The sequence below is a fragment of the Sphingomonas sp. CFBP 8765 genome (assembly GCF_014841445.1).
GTDB classification, from domain to species: Bacteria; Pseudomonadota; Alphaproteobacteria; order Sphingomonadales; family Sphingomonadaceae; genus Sphingomonas; species Sphingomonas aerolata.
In genome coordinates this window covers 180873-196734 of the sequence record NZ_JACYTY010000003.1, presented here as the reverse complement: position 1 = coordinate 196734, position 15862 = coordinate 180873, and the positions used below count along the sequence as shown (strand labels likewise).

Here is a 15862-nt window from a genome sequence, read left to right as displayed (position 1 = left end):
TCACTCCGACAGGTCGCTCAGCAGCTCGCGGACGCGGTCGAGGCGGGCGAGGGGATCCTCGATCCGTTCGCGGACCAGCCAGCGGCGCTTGGCCTGTTCGAACGGCGCGGGCAGGGCGGCGGTGGGGTCGCCCGGGGTGAAGGCGATGGCGCCCGGGCCGACATCGATCTGGCGAATTTCGGCGGCGGCGGCGAGTGCGCGGATCCGCGCGCATTCGAGCAGGCGGACGGCATTGTCGGGAAGTGCGCCGAACCGGTCCTCGAGCTCGGCCTGGAACGCATCGAGCGCGGCGATGTCGGTCAGATGCGCGAGCTGGCCGTAGAGCGTCAGCCGCAGGTCGGTCTCGGGGATCCACTCTTCGGGAAGCATGCCGCCGACGCCGAGATTGAGCACCGGCTGGCACTGATCGACCGGTTCGCCGCGCGCGGCTTTCAGCGCGCGACCCAGCAGGTGCTGGTAGAGGTCGATACCGATCAGCTTCATGTGGCCGGCCTGATCCTCGCCGACCAGATCGCCCGCGCCGCGCATGTCGAGATCACGCGCACTGATCGCGAAGCCCGCGCCGAGCTGGTCGAACGCCTGGAGCGTGCGCAGGCGCTTCATTGTCGCCTCGGCGATCATGGCCTCACCGTCGGTCGACAGCAGGATCTGACCGCGCCGGCCGCCGCGCCCGACCCGGCCGCGCAGCTGGTGGAGCTGCGACAGGCCGAACCGGTCGGCATGGTGGACGATCATCGTGTTGGCGCGCGGCACGTCGAGCCCCGCCTCGATGATGTTGGTCGCGAGCAGCACGTCGCCGTCACCCGCGGCAAAGCCCGCCATGGCGTCGTCGAGCTCGGCGGCGTCCATCTTGCCGTGCGCGATGACGAGGCCGAGTTCGGGGACGAGCCGCGCGAGCGTCTTCGCGAGCGGGGCGATGTCCTCGATCCGCGGCACGACGACGAAGCTCTGGCCGCCACGCGCGCGTTCGCGGCGGAGCGCCTTGCGGACCGCGGCGTCGTCGAACGGCGCGACGATGGTGCGGATCGGCTGGCGGCGCGCGGGCGGAGTCGCGATGACCGAGATCGCCTGGATGCCGACCATCGCCGACTGGAGCGTGCGCGGGATCGGCGTGGCGCTGAGCGTGAGGACATGGCCCGCGCCCATGTCGCGCAGCGACCCCTTGGCCTTCGCGCCGAACCGCTGTTCCTCGTCGATCACGACGAGCGCGAGATCGGCAAAGGCGACACCCTTGCCACCGACCGCGCTGGTGCCGACCACGACCGCGATCGACCCGTCGGCAAGCCCGGCGCAGACGCGCTTGCGCTCCGCGGGCGTCGACAGCCGAGACAGCGCAGCGACCTCCAGCCCGGTGCCGACAAAGCGCATGCGGAACGTTTCAAGATGCTGGCGGATCAGCACGGTGGTCGGTGCGACGATCGCGACTTGCCGTCCCGCGAGCGCGACGAGCGCGGCGGCGCGAAGTGCGACCTCGGTCTTGCCATAGCCGACATCGCCGACGATCAGCCGGTCCATCGGCTTGCCGCTGGCGAGATCGCTACGGACCGCGGCGATCGCACGCGCCTGGTCGGGGGTCTCGGCAAAGGGAAAACCCGCGGCGAAACGTTCGTAGAGTGCGACATCCGGGACGATCGGCGGTGTCGTCCGCGCGTCGCGTTCGGCAGCAACCGCCTGAAGCGCACGTGCGCTTTCCGCAATCGCGGTGTCGATCGCGGCGCGACGCTTGGTCCAGCTTCCCCCGTCGAGCGTGTCGAGCGTCACCGCATCCGCGTCTGCGCCATAACGCCAGATGCGATCGGCTTCATGCACGGGTACGAGCCGGCGGGCGCCCTTGGCATAGTCGAGCACGATCGCGTCGGCCGCGACGCCATCGAGGTCGGGCAGCGCCTCGACCCCGAGAACGCGACCGATGCCGTGATCCTCATGCACGACAATGTCGCCGGTCTGCAGCGTCGCACCTTCGGCAAAGGCCGCAACGCCAACACCGGGGCCGTCGTCCAGTCGTGCGCGGCTGCCGAGCAGATCGGCGGCGGCGACGATGGTGAGATCGGCATGGACAAAGCCCTGGTCGAGCGGAGCGCAGAGCAGTGACACCGAACCGACGGGTGCGGCCGCCGCCTCGGCAAGGCTGTCGACGTGTTCGGCGTCGACGCCGAGCCGCGATGCGAGGAAACGAAGGTCACGCGCGGACCCGGCGATCGCGAGCCGGCCGTCGGCGATCACCGAACGGGCGAAGCGGCGGAACGCGCGGACCGGATCGCGCCGCTCGATGAAGCGCGGGGTGCGTTCGACCGGGGTGTCGGTGGCGAGGCTCTGGCGGCCGACGGTCGCCTTGTTCCAGGCGCGCGTGTCGACCAGCGCGGCCTTGACCTGACGCGCCGCGGTGCCGTCGGCGGCAAGCGCCAGGAACCGCGTGCGGCGGTCGGCGACCAGAGGGTCGAAATGGAGCGCGGCGTCGGGCAAATGCTCGGTAATCGCGACACCGTCACCCAGATCGGGTTCGCAGGCGCGACCGACGATTACCGCGTCGAGCGTTTCCAGGCTGCGCTGCGACACCGGGTCATAGCTGCGGATTTCGGTGATGACCGAATCGTCGTCGAATTCGATCCGGGCGGGGTTCGCACGATCGGCCGGAAACAGGTCGACGACGCTGCCGCGGATCGCGATCTCGCCGGGTTCGTCGACCCGGTCGTCGATCGTGTAGCCGATCGTTTCGGCGAGCGCGGGTAGCGCGGCGATGTCGATCGTGTCGCCGACGCGGAACACCGGTGGCGCCTCGTCGAACGCGGCGGGGGCGGGATAGCGGACCGCGCTCGCCTCGGCGGAGAGGACGAGGAGGATCGGGCCGGTCGAGGCTGTAGCGGTCGCGGCGCGCAGACGGCGCAGCGCCTCGACCCGGCGGCCGACATTGGCGGCGCTGGGCGGCGCGGAGTCGCCGGGGAGCGCATCGCTCGCAACGAGATGGACGACGGTCATCGCAGGGGCGAACCCCTCCGCGAGACAGGCGATCGCCTCGGCGCGCGCCTCGTCCTCGACTACCAGAATGGCACGGTCGATTCCGGCGGTCAGCAGCTCGGCAACGACGATCGCCGTGGGCAGGGTTGCCGGTGCGGCGCGCGTGTCGCCCGGCAGGTCGATATGGTCGGTACGCTTCAGCATGGCCCCTCCGGTCGGGCCGTTGGCGCCCATTGAATGAACGGTATGCGGACCGGCTCGTTCCGTGATCCGTGCACGAAATGTTCCGACTGGCTCAGCCGAGCAGGCGGCGATACTCGGATTCGGCATGGCCATAGGTGTCGCCCGCCATCCGCATCAGCACGTCGCGGTCGCGGACCAGCACGCGGCCGCGCACGGAGCGAATAGCCTGTTCTTCCTCGAGCCGGTGAAGCGCCTCTGTCACGCTGCTGCGCCGGACGCCGAGCATCAGGCGGAACTCCTCATGCGTCATGCAGATCGCGTCGTCGCGGATGCGATCGTGATAGAGCAGGATCCAGCGCGCCATGCGTCGCTCGATCGAATGCGCGAGCGACGATACGATTGTCCGCCCCATCTGGGTCATGAACACCTGGACGAAACGGAGCAGCGCGAGCCGCAGCGTGTCGCTCTGCGCGGCGGCGGCGTGGAAGCGGTCGAGCGGGAGCTGCAGCGCGACGCCCTGTTCGGCGCGCATCACGACGTCATAGGGCGAGCGGTCATCGCCGAGCAGCGCGGACCAGCCGACAAAGCCCTCCGCGCCGATCAGCCCGACCGCGAACCGATGATCGCCCTCGAGCGCGTCGAGCACGCCGGCGATCCCCTCCTCGGGAAAGCAGAGCGTCTCGATCCGGTCGCCCGCACGCGTCAGCGACTCGCCGACCGCGAAGGAAACGCGGTCGAGATGCGGGGCGATCAGTGCAAAGTCGGTGAGGCTCAAACGCTGGAGGAGCCGGTTTCCTGTGCCTCGCGCCGACGCGTCGCCAGCCCCATCCCGGTCGATGGTTTCCAGTCGATAGTCGCCCACCATCACGCCCCCTGAAACACTGCACGAATTCAATACGATCCGGTCTTCGTCCGGTTTCGTACAGCAACTCCCACGCCGCCGCCGGGGTTGCGCCTTTCAATGTTACAGGAGGCAATTTTGACACATTCCATTCGACGGACGCTGCTCGCCGGCGTGTTTGCATCGACGCTCGTACTCATCCCGGGCGCCGCGCTCGCCCAGTCGGCACGCAGCGTCACCGCGCCGCCGCCGCCCCCGCCGCCCGCCACCAAGATGGCGCCGGCCAAGGCTGCGCCCGACATGCAGGCCGTGCTCGACGCGCTGGCTGGCCTCGGCGGCAAGCCGATCGAGACGCTGACGCCCGCCGAAGCACGCCAGCAGCCCTCGGCTGCGGATGGCGCCAAGGCGGTGATGGCACAGAAGGGCATGCCAACGACCCCCGACGCATCGGTGACGACGCAGGACATGCCCTATGGCAGCGACGCCAAGCAGTTCGCCCGCGTGTACAAGCCGGCGAGCGCCGCCAATGCCAAGGGCCTGCCGGTCGTGGTCTATTATCACGGCGGCGGCTGGGTGATCGCGGACGTCGCGACCTATGACGCGGCACCGCGCGCGATGGCGAAGGCGCTGAACGCGATCGTCGTGTCGGTCGAATATCGCCATGCGCCCGAGTTCAAGTTCCCTGCACCGCATGACGACGCGGCGGCCGCCTATCGCTGGACGCTGGCCAATGCCGCGGCATGGGGTGGCAACCCGGCGAAGATCGCGGTTGCGGGCGAGAGCGCCGGCGGCAATCTGGCGGTCGCGACGGCAATCTATGCCCGCGACAATCGCCTGACCCCACCGCTGCACATCGTCTCGGTCTATCCGATCGCCAACAGCAGCAAGATGCTGCCGTCGCGCCGTGATTCGGCGAATGCGAAGCCGCTCAACGGCGCGATGCTGCCGTGGTTCGGCTATTACTACCAGACTAGCAAGGCGGATGCGCAGGATCCGCGGCTGAACCTGGTCGGGGCAAACCTGCGCGGGCTGCCGCCGACGACGATCATCAATGCGCAGATCGATCCGCTGCGGTCGGATGGCGAGACGCTGGCCGCGGCGATGCGTGCGGCGGGCGACAAGGTCGAACAGCGCACCTTCCCGGGCGTGACGCATGAATTCTTCGGCATGGGCGCGATCGTGCGCGGCGCCAAGGATGCGAACGATCTCGCGGTCGCACGGCTGAAGGCGGCGTTCGCCATGGCTCCTGCGAAGCGCTGATGCGTTGGGAGGGGGATAGTTTCTCCCTCCCATTTTTGCAGCGAGTAATGCCATGACGTCGACGACCCATGCCTCTTCGCCCCGCTATCGTGCCTTCGGGCGGGTTGTGGCCCTGCTGATGGCGGAGCGCTGAGATGCCCGTGATAACCACGCCAACGCTGGCGATCGCCTATACCGATACGGGCCCGCGCGAGGGCGATGCGGTGTTGTTGCTGCACGGCTGGCCCGATGACTCCTCGACCTGGGACGACGTCCTACCCGCGCTGCACGAAGCCGGGCTGCGGACGATCGTACCGAGCCTGCGCGGGTTCGGCGAAACGCGGTTCGTGGCGGCAGATACGCCGCGCACCGGCAACAGCGCGGTCCTGGCGATGGACGCGATTGCGCTGATGGACGGGCTGGGGATCGCGCGTTTCATGGTCGCGGGGCATGACTGGGGCTCGAACATCGCCGAGGCGCTGGCGGTCGGTTGGCCCGAGCGGGTGCAGCGGATCGCGATGCTCGCGACGCCGCCGCGACTGGGCGGCATGCCGACGCCGCCGTTCGAACAGACGCAGCGGCAATGGTATCACTGGTTCATGGCCACCGCGCGCGGCGCGCAGGCGGTGCGCGATGACCCCAGGGGGTTTGCGCATGTCCACTGGACCAACTGGTCGCCGCCGGGCTGGTTCGACGAGGCGACCTTTGCACGGGTGGCGCGCGCATTCGGGAATCCGGACTGGGTCGACGTCACGCTGCACAGCTATCGCGCGCGCTGGGACGAGGCGGCACCCGATCCCGCGAGCGTCTGGCTTGAGGAAGCGGTAAAGGCGAGCGCGACGCTGTCGCTGCCCGCGCTGTACATTCAGGGTGCGGAGGACGGGGTGAACCCGCCGAGCGCGACCACCGCGGTACCGGAGAAATTCTCGGGACCCTTCGCCTTCGTCACCTTGCCGGGCGTCGGCCATTTTCCACAGCGTGAGCGGCCCGAGGCGGTCGCCGACCTGCTCGTCACGCTGTTCACCGGCGATCCCGCCACCTTGTCCGACACGATTTACCGGAGCCACGACATGTCCAAGTTCAAACCCCTTCTGGCAGGTGCGGCGCTGTTCGCGCTCGCCGCCGCCGCAACCGCGGCCGGCGTCGCACAGGCTAGGACCGCGGCGAGCCCGCTGACTCAGGTGGCGACGTTCGACCACCAGGTGACCGGCGTCGCGGTGACCGCAGACGGACGACGGTTCGTCAACTTCCCGCGCTGGACCGACGATGCGCCGATCTCTGTCGCCGAGGTGCTGCCGGACGGAAAGCTCAAGGCCTATCCCGACAATACGTGGAACAGCTGGCGCAACGCGCGCGCGAACGAATTGCCGGTCGGCGACTATTTCGTCTGCGTCCAGTCGATCGTGCCCGACGGGCACGGCAATCTGTGGGTGCTCGATCCCGGCGCGCCGGGTAACGAAAAGCCGCTCGAGGGCGCGCCGAAGCTGGTCAGGATTGACCTGGCGACGAACCGCGTGACCAAGGTGATCAAGGTCGCGCCCGATGTCGCGCTGCAGGGTACGTACCTCAACGACATCCGCTTCTCGCCCGACGGCAAGACCGGCTACATCACCGATTCGGGCACGCGCGGCGCGATCATCGTGATCGATCTGGAGAGCGGCAAGGGGATGCGCGCACTCGACGGGCATGGCTCGACGCAGATCGACAAGAGCGTGACGGTCATGACCGACGGCAAGCCGCTGGTCCGCCCCGATGGCCGCCAGCCGGCCTTCTCCGCGGACGGGATCGCGATCTCAAACGATGGCAAAACGCTGTATTACCAGGCACTCACCGGCAAGACGCTGTACGCGATCGATACCGGGCTGCTCCGCGAGGGCGTGAGCGCAGCGCAGCAGGCGGCGGGGGTGAAGACCATCGCGGAGACGCATGTCGCGGACGGGCTGTGGATGAGCAAGGCGGGGGTGCTGTACATCACGTCGCCGACCAACGACAGCATCACGCGGCTGGTCGGCGATCGTGTCGAGCCGGTGCTGACCGACAAGCGGCTGCGCTGGCCCGATACGTTTTCGGAAGGGCCCGATGGCCGGATCTATGTGACAGCGAGCCATATCCAGGACACCAGCTGGTTCAAGCCGGGTGCGCCGGCATCGCTGCCGACCGCTTTGTTCGCATTCGACCCCGCGCGGTGACATGAACGGGCGCCCCGGGCATGCAGACATGCCGGGGCGGCTCTGCCCGGCAGCGGCGGAAAACGTCAGATTGCAACAGGGTTAACATAGCGCAACGCGATAACCGCGCACCCCGGGATCGAATGTCGTGGCGTGTCGTTTCGCCATACTAACGATACGGGGTCGCCTTGTTCATTCTGCATTTGGCCCTCGGGGGCTGCCTGAAAGCGCCGCCCATCGACTTCGGCATTACGGCCGACTCCGGGGGGCATCTGGCGTATGTGGTCGACGCAGCGCTGGTTCAGGCAGAGCTTCCCGGCGTGGACCGGGTCTCGATCGTTACCCGGTTGTTCCGGTCTGCGGATCTGCCATCCGTGCATGGCCAGCGATCGGAGCGCGTCACCGACAGGTTGACGATCGATCGGGTCGATAGTGGCGACGACCGCTATCTCGAGAAGGAGGCGCTCGCCGCCGACTTGCCCGCATTCACCGAGGCGTTTTGCCGTCACATCGCCGGACTGGCGGTCATGCCCAACGTCATCCATGCGCATTTCGCCGATGCCGCAGCCGTCGCGATCGAGGCACGCCGCCGGTTCGGCATTCCGTTCGTGTACACGCCGCATGCGCTGGCGATCGACAAGCGCCGTCAGGGCCTTGGCGGAGCCGAACTCGGCACGCGGATTGCGGCGGAAACCACCGCGATCGCTGCGGCAGACGCGCTGATCGTATCGACGCGGGACGAGGCCGAACGGCAGGTCCCGGCCTATGGCGTCGGGGTCGCGGGCCGGATCCACTGCGTGCCGCCGGGCGTGCCCCGCCGTCCCTATGCAGGAGGCACAGCGACGTTGGTTGACCGTCTGGGAGACTGGCTCGATCGGCCGGATCTCCCGATCCTGCTAGCGATCGCGCGACCGGTGGCGAAGAAGAACCTCGCGGTCCTTGTCCGCGCGTTCGCGGCGGATCCGGTTCTGCACGAACGTGCGAATCTGGTGATCCTCGCCGGGCAACATGGGGGCCAGTCGTCGAGCGAGGAACGGGCGGTGCTGGGCGAGCTGCAGGCGCTTGCCGCTAGTCCTGCGCTGCGCGGGCGGTTTGCCTTGCCGCCGCGGCACGATGCTTCGGACGTCACTGCGCTGTACCGGCGAGCGGCGGCAGGCGGCGTGTTCGTCAACCCGGCGCTGCACGAGCCGTTCGGGCTGACCCTGATCGAAGCGGCAGCGGCCGGCGTTCCGGTCGTTGCGACCCGCAACGGAGGGCCAGCGGAGATCGTCGCGCAGATCGGTCACGGCTTGCTGGTCGATCCGCGCGACGAGCCGGGAATTGCGGCGGCGTGTCGTGCGGTGATCGGGGATGCGGGGCTTCACGCGCGGTTGAGCCGGGCGGCACGTGTCGGAAGTGCGGCATATGACTGGCGGCGCTATGCCGATGCAGCGATCGACATCTACGCGGCGTTGCGGCGCCAGCCTGCGCTGCTGGCCTGCGACATCGACAACACGCTGACCGGGTCGGTCGATGGCGCGGCGGCGTTCGCACGCTGGCGGCATGGCAGCAGCCTGCCGTTCGTGGTCGCGACGGGGCGCAGCTTCGCCGAGGCGCGCGCGGTGCTGGCGCAGTGGCATTTGCCCGAGCCGGACGCGTTCATCGTCGACGTCGGGACGCGGATCCTCCGTCCGGCGGCACATGGCGAGTGGCAGTGCTGCGCCGCGTTCACTACCGCGCTTGATCAGGACTGGGACCGGGCGGCGGTACGTGCGGCGATCGCCCCGCTCGGCATCTGCGCCCAGCCGGTCGTTACCGAGGGCGCGCACAAGCTCAGCTTCTTTGGCGACGCCGCCGACGTCGCAGCGATCCGCACGGCTCTGGCGCAGGCGGGGCTTGCAGCGCGGGTCGTGTTCTCGCACGGTCGGCTGATCGACGTGCTGTCCCCCGGCGGCGGCAAGGCGGCGGCGATCGCGGCCTATGCGGCCGGGTTGGGGCTGACGCTCGACGACTGCATTGCAGCGGGCGACAGCGGCAATGACCTCGACATGCTCGACGCGTGCGGGTTCGCGATTGTTGTTGCCAATGCGAGTGATGAACTGGCGACACTTGCCGCGCGTCCCGGGCTGCATCGCGCCACGCGCAACCATGCCGCCGGGGTGATCGAGGGGCTGGCGCGGCTCGGATTGACCACGCCGGCCGTGCAAGTCGCGGCATGACGCGTCCGTTCGGCTATTTCGTCCACCATCAGGGTCGCGGGCATGCGGAACGCTGTGCCGCGATCCTGCAGGCGCTGCCGCCGTCGCGTCCCGTGACGATCTTCTGCGCGCGCGACGACATCTTCCCCGCGCTGCCGGCGCAGGCGCGGATCGTGATGATCCCGTCGCTGTTCGAGCCGACCGGGGCGGAGGTGGCGATGGACTGGGTCGCGACGCCCGCGACGCTGCACTGCGCGCCGCTCGGCTGGCCGGGGATCCGAAGCGCGATGGCGACGATCGCCGACTGGTTCGCGCAAGCGGACCCGGCGCTGATGATCTGCGACGTGTCGGCGGAGATCGCGCAACTGGCGCGGATCTGCAGCGTCCCGCACGTCAAGGTGCTGCAGCATGGCGACCGCGGCGATGCCGGGCACCGCGCGGCCTATGACGGCGCCGCCGGGCTGCTCGCCGCGTTCCACCGCGATCTCGCCCAGCCCGACTGGGACGCGGCGATGATCGAAAAGACCTGTTTCGCGGGCGGGCTCGGCGTCGATACGCAGGGCCCCGACCGGAGCGCGGCGCGGGAGCGGCTGGGGATCGGCGAGCGCGAGGAGATGATCCTCGTCATGGCCGGCGGCGGCGGCAGCGGATTCGGGCAGGCGCCGCTGGGCGTCGGCGCGCGCAGCCGGCCTGCCGCGCGCTGGATCACGATCGGGCCGGTCGTGCGCGACTGGCATGCGACCGAACCCGCCAATATCGAACATCGCGGCTGGGTGGAGAATGCGGCGGACTATGTCGCGGCGGCGGATCTGGTGATCGCGTCGACGGGGAACACGACCTGCCAGCAGATCCTGGCGGCGGCGCGGCCGTGGATCGCCGTGCCTGAGTGGCGCTATTTCGATGAGCAGCACCGCAAGGCCGACGCACTGGGCGCGGCGGGAGTGGCGTGCATCCGGCCCCATCTGCCGTCGTCGGCGGACGCGTGGACCCAGGCGATCGACACCGCCTATGCGCAGCACCGCCCCGAACGGCAGCGCGCGATGATCGCCGATGCGCCCGCCGACGATGCCGCGCGCTGGCTCGAGGCGCTGGCGGCAAGGCTCTGGGGCACGGCACCGCTTCCGGCCTGATCCGTTCTCCACTCCGTCGTTCACCCTGTTCCGTCCCGTTACCCGATTTCACTGGAGCCCTGCCCATGTCCGCTATCTCGATCGTCACGCTGGCCAAGGGGCGGGCGGAGCATCTCTACAATCTGGTTTTGGGGCTCACGCGACAGACGACCCCGCCGCGCGAACTGATCGTCGCGGTGATGCAGGACGAGCCCTATGTCCTGCCCGAGACGGACTTTCCGGTCCGCCAGCTGATGATCGCGGGCGAGGCGTTGCCGCTGGCCGCTGCGCGAAACCTGGCGGCGCGGACTGCGACGGGGGAGGGGCTGATTTTCCTCGACATGGACTGCATCCCGGCGCCGGGCCTGGTCGCCGACTATGCCGGGCACCTTGCAACCTATGACGGGTTGCTGATGGGCGAGGTGATGTACCTGCCGGGCGGCGCGACGAAGGGGGACTGGCGCAGCGAGGATTTCGCGGACGTCGCGGTGCGGCATTCGGACCGGCGCGGACCACCCGCCGAGGGGATCGAGGCGTGCGGCGACTATCGCTGTTTCTGGTCGCTCAACTTCGCGATGCGGCGCGCGACCTTTCTCGCGGTCGGCGGGTTCCACGAGGGCTATAACGGCTATGGCGGCGAGGATACCGACTTCGGCAAGGTGCTCGACACCGCGGGCGTGCCGATCGCGTGGATCAAGGGCGGGCTGGCGCATCATCAATATCATCCGCACCACATGCCGCCGGTCCATCATCTCGACAGCGTGATCCGCAATGCCGAGCTGTTCGAGGCGCGCTGGGGCTATCGGACAATGGGGCACTGGCTGCACGCGTTTCGGCTGATGGGGCTGATCGACGACCGGCCCGGCCAGCCGATACGCGTGCTCCGCCGCCCCGATGACGCGGATCTCGCGCTGACCGGACAGCAGAGCCACCAGCCCTATGCCAATACCGCAAGCGTCATCCGGCTGCTGGAAGAGCGTGTCGCCGCGAGTGCCGCGGCGGCGTGAGGATCGCTTTGCTCTCGCACGTCCGCCAGCGGATCGCGCAGCCGTTCATGGGCGGGATGGAATCGCACAGCTGGTATCTGGCCGAAGGACTGCAGGCACGCGGGCACGACGTCGTGCTGTTCGCGAGCGGCGACAGCGACCCGCGCTTCGCGATCGATCCGGTGCTGCCCCAGCATTATGAGCGGGTGTTTCCCTGGGCCGAGCATCGCGGGTCGGCGCCGCTGATCGCGCATGTCGACCAGGGCTATATCGCGGCGTGCGAGAGGATCGCGGCGGGTGGGTTCGACGTGGTGCACAACAACAGCCTGAGCCGCTTCCCGATCGAGCCGCAGCGGACCGCGATCGTGCCGACCGTCACCTCGCTCCACGTGCCGCCCTATGACGCGCTGCACTGGTTCGTGAAGGCGAGCCCGTCACCGACGCACCGGCTGACGGTGACGTCGCAATCACAGTTGCGTGCCTGGTGGCCGGACGGTGCGCCCGCCGAGGCGTCGGTGCTACACAACGGCATCGACCCCGCCGCGTGGCGGTTCTCGCCCGCAGGGGACGGCAGCGCGGTCTGGTCGGGACGGATGACGCCGAACAAGGGGCCGCATCTGGCGGTGCAGGCGGCGCGGCACGCAGGCGTGGCGATCACGCTGTACGGGCAGATCGAAGATCCGGACTATTGGGCGGCCGAGGTCGCGCCGCATCTGGGGCCCGACGTGCGCTATGGCGGGCATCTGGACGGCGCGGCGCTGGCGTCGGCGCTCGGGCAGGCGTCGGTGTTCCTGTTCACGCCGTGCTGGGACGAGCCGTTCGGGCTGGTCGCGGCGGAGGCGATGGCGTGCGGCCTGCCGGTCGCCGCGTTCGACATGGGCGCGGCGCGCGAGGTCGTGGGTGAGGCAGGATGTCTCGCTGGGCCGGGCGACGTCGAGGGGCTGGCGGCGGCGATCCCTGCGGCGATGGCGATTCCGCGCGATGTGCCGCGCGCTCGGGTCGAACGGCTGTTCACGCGCGACCGCTGGCTTGACCGGTGCGAGGCACTCTATGCCGAGGTATGCGCGGCCAAGGCGGAGATGGTCGCGTGACGGTATCTGCACGGATACGGGGCGATGACGTCATCGCGGCGCAGCAGGAGGCGCTGGCGGCGCTGTACCGGCAGCATGTCGGGCACGGCGACCGCTATGCGCTGCTCGACTTTCCCGATCACGCCAATGTCGGCGACAGCGCGATCTGGCTGGGCGAGATCGCCATGCTCCGCGCGATCACCGGGCGCGATCCCGATCATGTCTGTACCTGGGACGCCTTCGACGCAGACGCGTTTTGCCGCGATAGTCCGGCGGGCATCGTGTTCCTGCACGGTGGCGGCAATCTGGGCGACATCTGGCCGCATCATCAGCGGTTTCGCGAGGCGAGGCTGGCGGAATTTCGCGACCGGACGATCGTCCAGCTGCCGCAGTCGATCCATTTCCGCGCTCGCGAGGGGCTCGACCACTTCGCCGCCTGTGTCGCGGGGCATCCCGATTTCCACCTCTATCTCCGCGATGCGCAGAGCCTCGCCCTCGCACAGCGGTTGTCCTGCCCGGTCGCGCTGGCGCCCGATTCCGCGTTCGCGCTGGGGGCGCAGCCGCGTGGGCCGGCGGATTGCGACCTGCTGATGCTGATGCGGACCGATGACGAGCGCGTGGCGGGGGATCGCGTGCCGGTGCCTAAGGGGGCGGTGGTGCTCGACTGGCTCGAGGACGGGGTGCTGCCGGCCTGGGAGGCGGGGGTGCCGCGTCCTGCGCACTATGAGCGACTGGCTTATGCGCGGGTCGCGCGCGGGCTGACGCTCCTGTCGCGCGGGCGGCAGATCGTCACCGACCGGCTGCACGCGCATATTCTCGCGCTGCTGCTGGGCATCCCGCACGTCGCGCTCGACAATGAGTATGGCAAGCTGTCCGCCTATATTGCCGCCTGGACCGCGCCGTCGCCGCTGCTGCTTCGCGAATGATCGACGTCAGTGTGCTGATCTGCACGCGCGACCGTGGGGCGTCGCTGTCGCGCACGCTCGACTCGGTGACGCGCGCGGTCGGCGTTGCGGGGGACGTGGCGGTCGAGATGGTGGTCGTCGACAACGGGTCGCGCGACGACACCGCGGCACGGCTGGCGGCCTGGCAGGAGGAGCAGGCGTTTCCCGTGATGCTGCTGGCCGAGCCGCGCGCGGGGCTGGCGCGGGCGCGCAATCTGGGGCTGGCGCATGTCCGCGGGCGGATCGTCGCGATGACCGACGACGATTGCGTGCTCAAGCCGGACTATCTGGTCGCGCTGGTCCGCCGGTTTGCCGGGGTCGCGACGCCGACGATCGTCGGCGGGCGGATCCTGCCGGGCGATGCCGCCGACCTGCCGGTGACGCTGAAGCTAGAGGATCATCCGATGGAGCCGGTGCCGGGCGCGTTTCCCGGCGGGTTCGTGATGGGCGCGAACCTTGCCTTCACGCGCGACGTCATCGCGCGCACGGGCCGGTTCGATACGCGGTTCGGCGCCGGCGCGCGGTTCGTGGCGGCGGAGGATACCGATTTCCTGTTCCGCGCGATCGCGGCCGGGGTGGTCGTGGCCTATGACCCCTATTTCGCCGTCGAGCATCATCATGGGCGCTGCCGGCCCGATCAGGTGATCGCGCTGCTCGCGGGCTATGGCTATGGCGACGGCGCGCTCTACGCCAAGCATATCTTGACCGACCGTCGAATCCTGGGCGCGATCCGCCGCGACCTTGGCGATGCGCTCGGCGAAATCCGCGCGGGGACGCGGCCCTTTCCCTATATCCGGCGCTTCCACAGCTTCCGCCTGCGCCACATGCTGCGCGGCTTTCTCGCTTTTGCGGGCGCCGAACTTACAGCGCGCGTACGGCTTTCACCCACACACGAAAAGGCCTGATGCCGCGGCGTCGCAGCATCAGGCCTTTGATCATTCGTATCGATTGAGCCCGCAGGCTCAGGCGGTGATTACTTCGAGCGTTCGACCTGCTCGAACTCGAGCTCGACCGGGGTAGCGCGACCGAAGATCGACACCGACACCTTGACGCGGCTGCGGTCGAAATCGAGTTCCTCGACCAGACCATTGAAGCTCGCGAACGGACCGTCGAGCACCTTGACCTGATCGCCGATCTCGTAGTCGACCTTGACCTTCTGCTTGGGAGCGGCCGCGGCCTCTTCCTTGCTGTTCAGCATCCGCGTGGCCTCAGCCTCGCTGATCGCCTGCGGCTTGCCCATGCTGCCGAGGAAGCCGGTCACCTTGGGGGTGTTCTTGACGAGGTGATAGACGTCGTCGTTCATGTTCAGCTTGGCGAGCACATAGCCCGGCATGAACTTACGCTCGACCGCGATCTTCTTGCCGCGGCGGGCCTCGGTGATCGTCTCGGTGGGGACTTCGATCTGCTCGACGAGCTGCTCGAGACCCATGCGGGTCGCCTCTGCCATGATCGAGTCGCGGACCTTGCCCTCGAAGCCCGAATAGGCGTGAATGATGTACCAGCGCGCCATGTGCGGACCTTATTGAGCGAGTTTCAGAAGGGCGGTGACGATCGCCTGAAGGATCGAGTCGACGCCGAAGAAGAAGAGCGCCAGGATCGTCGTCATGATGACGACCATCACCCCGGTCATGATCGTCTCGCGACGCGTCGGCCACGTAACCTTCGAGGTTTCGGTGCGGACCTGCCGGATGAATTCGAGTGGGGACGTTTTAGCCACGGTGCTGTTCGAACCCGCCTGATGGAGACATGAAAAGAAGCGAGGCATAGACCCATAACCCGCTCCCTGTGAAGGGTCGCCCCGTCAATAGGGCCCCGTCAAAGGGGTCGGGCATGCGTCCGTCTCGCTGTCGGATGGCGGCGCAGATAGCTTCCGCGCCGACGGAACGCAAGGGGCGGGGCGGCAGCGTCCGCCGGGCGGCCCTGTGATGGCCCGACTCGGCAGCGCGTACGCCGCGATGCACCAGCCTTTCGCACACGGTTAAAAGCATAAGGGGATGCGTAGGAGGCGGGACCGGAAGGCGCGGGGGCGGGCGTTTGCGCCCTCTCCCCCGCCGGCCGTCAACCGGTGCCGGTCTTGCCGGCGGCGCCTCTCCTGCGTTTCTGTTATGTTTGCCGGCGTGACGGACCGACATCGGTATATCAGCGCGCAGACCAAAAAAAAGGCCGGTCAAAGACCGGCCGTAAAAGTTT

General features: G+C 68.7%; 12 protein-coding genes. 8 read left to right on the top strand and 4 right to left on the bottom strand.

Annotation, left to right across the window (positions count from 1 at the left end; genetic code table 11):
- Both IFT87_RS09515 and IFT87_RS09510 read right to left on the bottom strand, forming a co-directional pair.
- Nucleotides 1-3159: a helicase-related protein gene (locus tag IFT87_RS09515; RefSeq protein WP_192008302.1), complete on the bottom strand. Its 3159-nt coding sequence runs from the start codon at nt 3157-3159 to the stop codon at nt 1-3.
- A 91-nt stretch (nt 3160-3250) separates the two neighbouring features.
- Nucleotides 3251-4003 (bottom strand): Crp/Fnr family transcriptional regulator, encoded by a 753-nt coding sequence (locus IFT87_RS09510; protein ID WP_052149247.1) that lies wholly within the window; start codon nt 4001-4003, stop codon nt 3251-3253.
- 114 nt (nt 4004-4117) lie between these two features.
- Here IFT87_RS09510 and IFT87_RS09505 point away from each other — a divergent pair, with 114 nt between their 5' ends.
- The 8 genes from IFT87_RS09505 to IFT87_RS09470 all read left to right on the top strand — a co-directional run bounded on the left by IFT87_RS09505 (nt 4118) and on the right by IFT87_RS09470 (nt 14577).
- Complete coding sequence (locus tag IFT87_RS09505; RefSeq protein ID WP_249403291.1) at nt 4118-5239, top strand: alpha/beta hydrolase; 1122 nt, start codon at nt 4118-4120, stop codon at nt 5237-5239.
- A gap of 134 nt (nt 5240-5373) precedes the next feature.
- Nucleotides 5374-7407: an alpha/beta fold hydrolase gene (locus IFT87_RS09500; RefSeq protein WP_192008297.1), complete on the top strand. Its 2034-nt coding sequence runs from the start codon at nt 5374-5376 to the stop codon at nt 7405-7407.
- Nucleotides 7408-7667: 260 nt separating this feature from the next.
- A complete protein-coding gene (locus tag IFT87_RS09495) occupies nt 7668-9584 on the top strand; it encodes an HAD-IIB family hydrolase (protein WP_306286318.1) in 1917 nt (638 codons plus the stop codon).
- Complete coding sequence (locus IFT87_RS09490) at nt 9581-10693, top strand: glycosyltransferase (protein ID WP_192008295.1); 1113 nt, start codon at nt 9581-9583, stop codon at nt 10691-10693. The genes IFT87_RS09495 and IFT87_RS09490 overlap by 4 nt, the downstream gene beginning before the upstream one ends.
- A 65-nt stretch (nt 10694-10758) precedes the next feature.
- A complete protein-coding gene (locus IFT87_RS09485; protein ID WP_192008293.1) occupies nt 10759-11679 on the top strand; it encodes a glycosyltransferase family 2 protein in 921 nt (306 codons plus the stop codon).
- Entirely contained in the window at nt 11676-12749 is a 1074-nt protein-coding gene (locus IFT87_RS09480) for a glycosyltransferase (protein ID WP_192008291.1), read from the top strand. Before IFT87_RS09485 ends, IFT87_RS09480 begins: the two co-directional genes overlap by 4 nt.
- A complete protein-coding gene (locus IFT87_RS09475; protein WP_342211147.1) occupies nt 12746-13654 on the top strand; it encodes a polysaccharide pyruvyl transferase family protein in 909 nt (302 codons plus the stop codon). Before IFT87_RS09480 ends, IFT87_RS09475 begins: the two co-directional genes overlap by 4 nt.
- The gene (locus tag IFT87_RS09470) at nt 13651-14577 is read left to right on the top strand and encodes a glycosyltransferase family 2 protein (RefSeq protein WP_192008287.1); all 927 of its coding nucleotides are present in this window, start codon (nt 13651-13653) and stop codon (nt 14575-14577) included. The genes IFT87_RS09475 and IFT87_RS09470 overlap by 4 nt, the downstream gene beginning before the upstream one ends.
- 68 nt (nt 14578-14645) lie before the next feature.
- On the opposite strand, the gene nusG is transcribed toward IFT87_RS09470, so the two are convergent.
- Both nusG and secE read right to left on the bottom strand, forming a co-directional pair.
- Nucleotides 14646-15182 (bottom strand): transcription termination/antitermination protein NusG, encoded by a 537-nt coding sequence (gene nusG / locus IFT87_RS09465; protein ID WP_031393771.1) that lies wholly within the window; start codon nt 15180-15182, stop codon nt 14646-14648.
- Nucleotides 15183-15191: 9 nt separating this feature from the next.
- Nucleotides 15192-15389, bottom strand: coding sequence for a preprotein translocase subunit SecE (secE, locus tag IFT87_RS09460; RefSeq protein WP_031393770.1), 198 nt, complete (start codon nt 15387-15389; stop codon nt 15192-15194).
- Between the last annotated feature and the right edge of the window lie 473 nt (nt 15390-15862).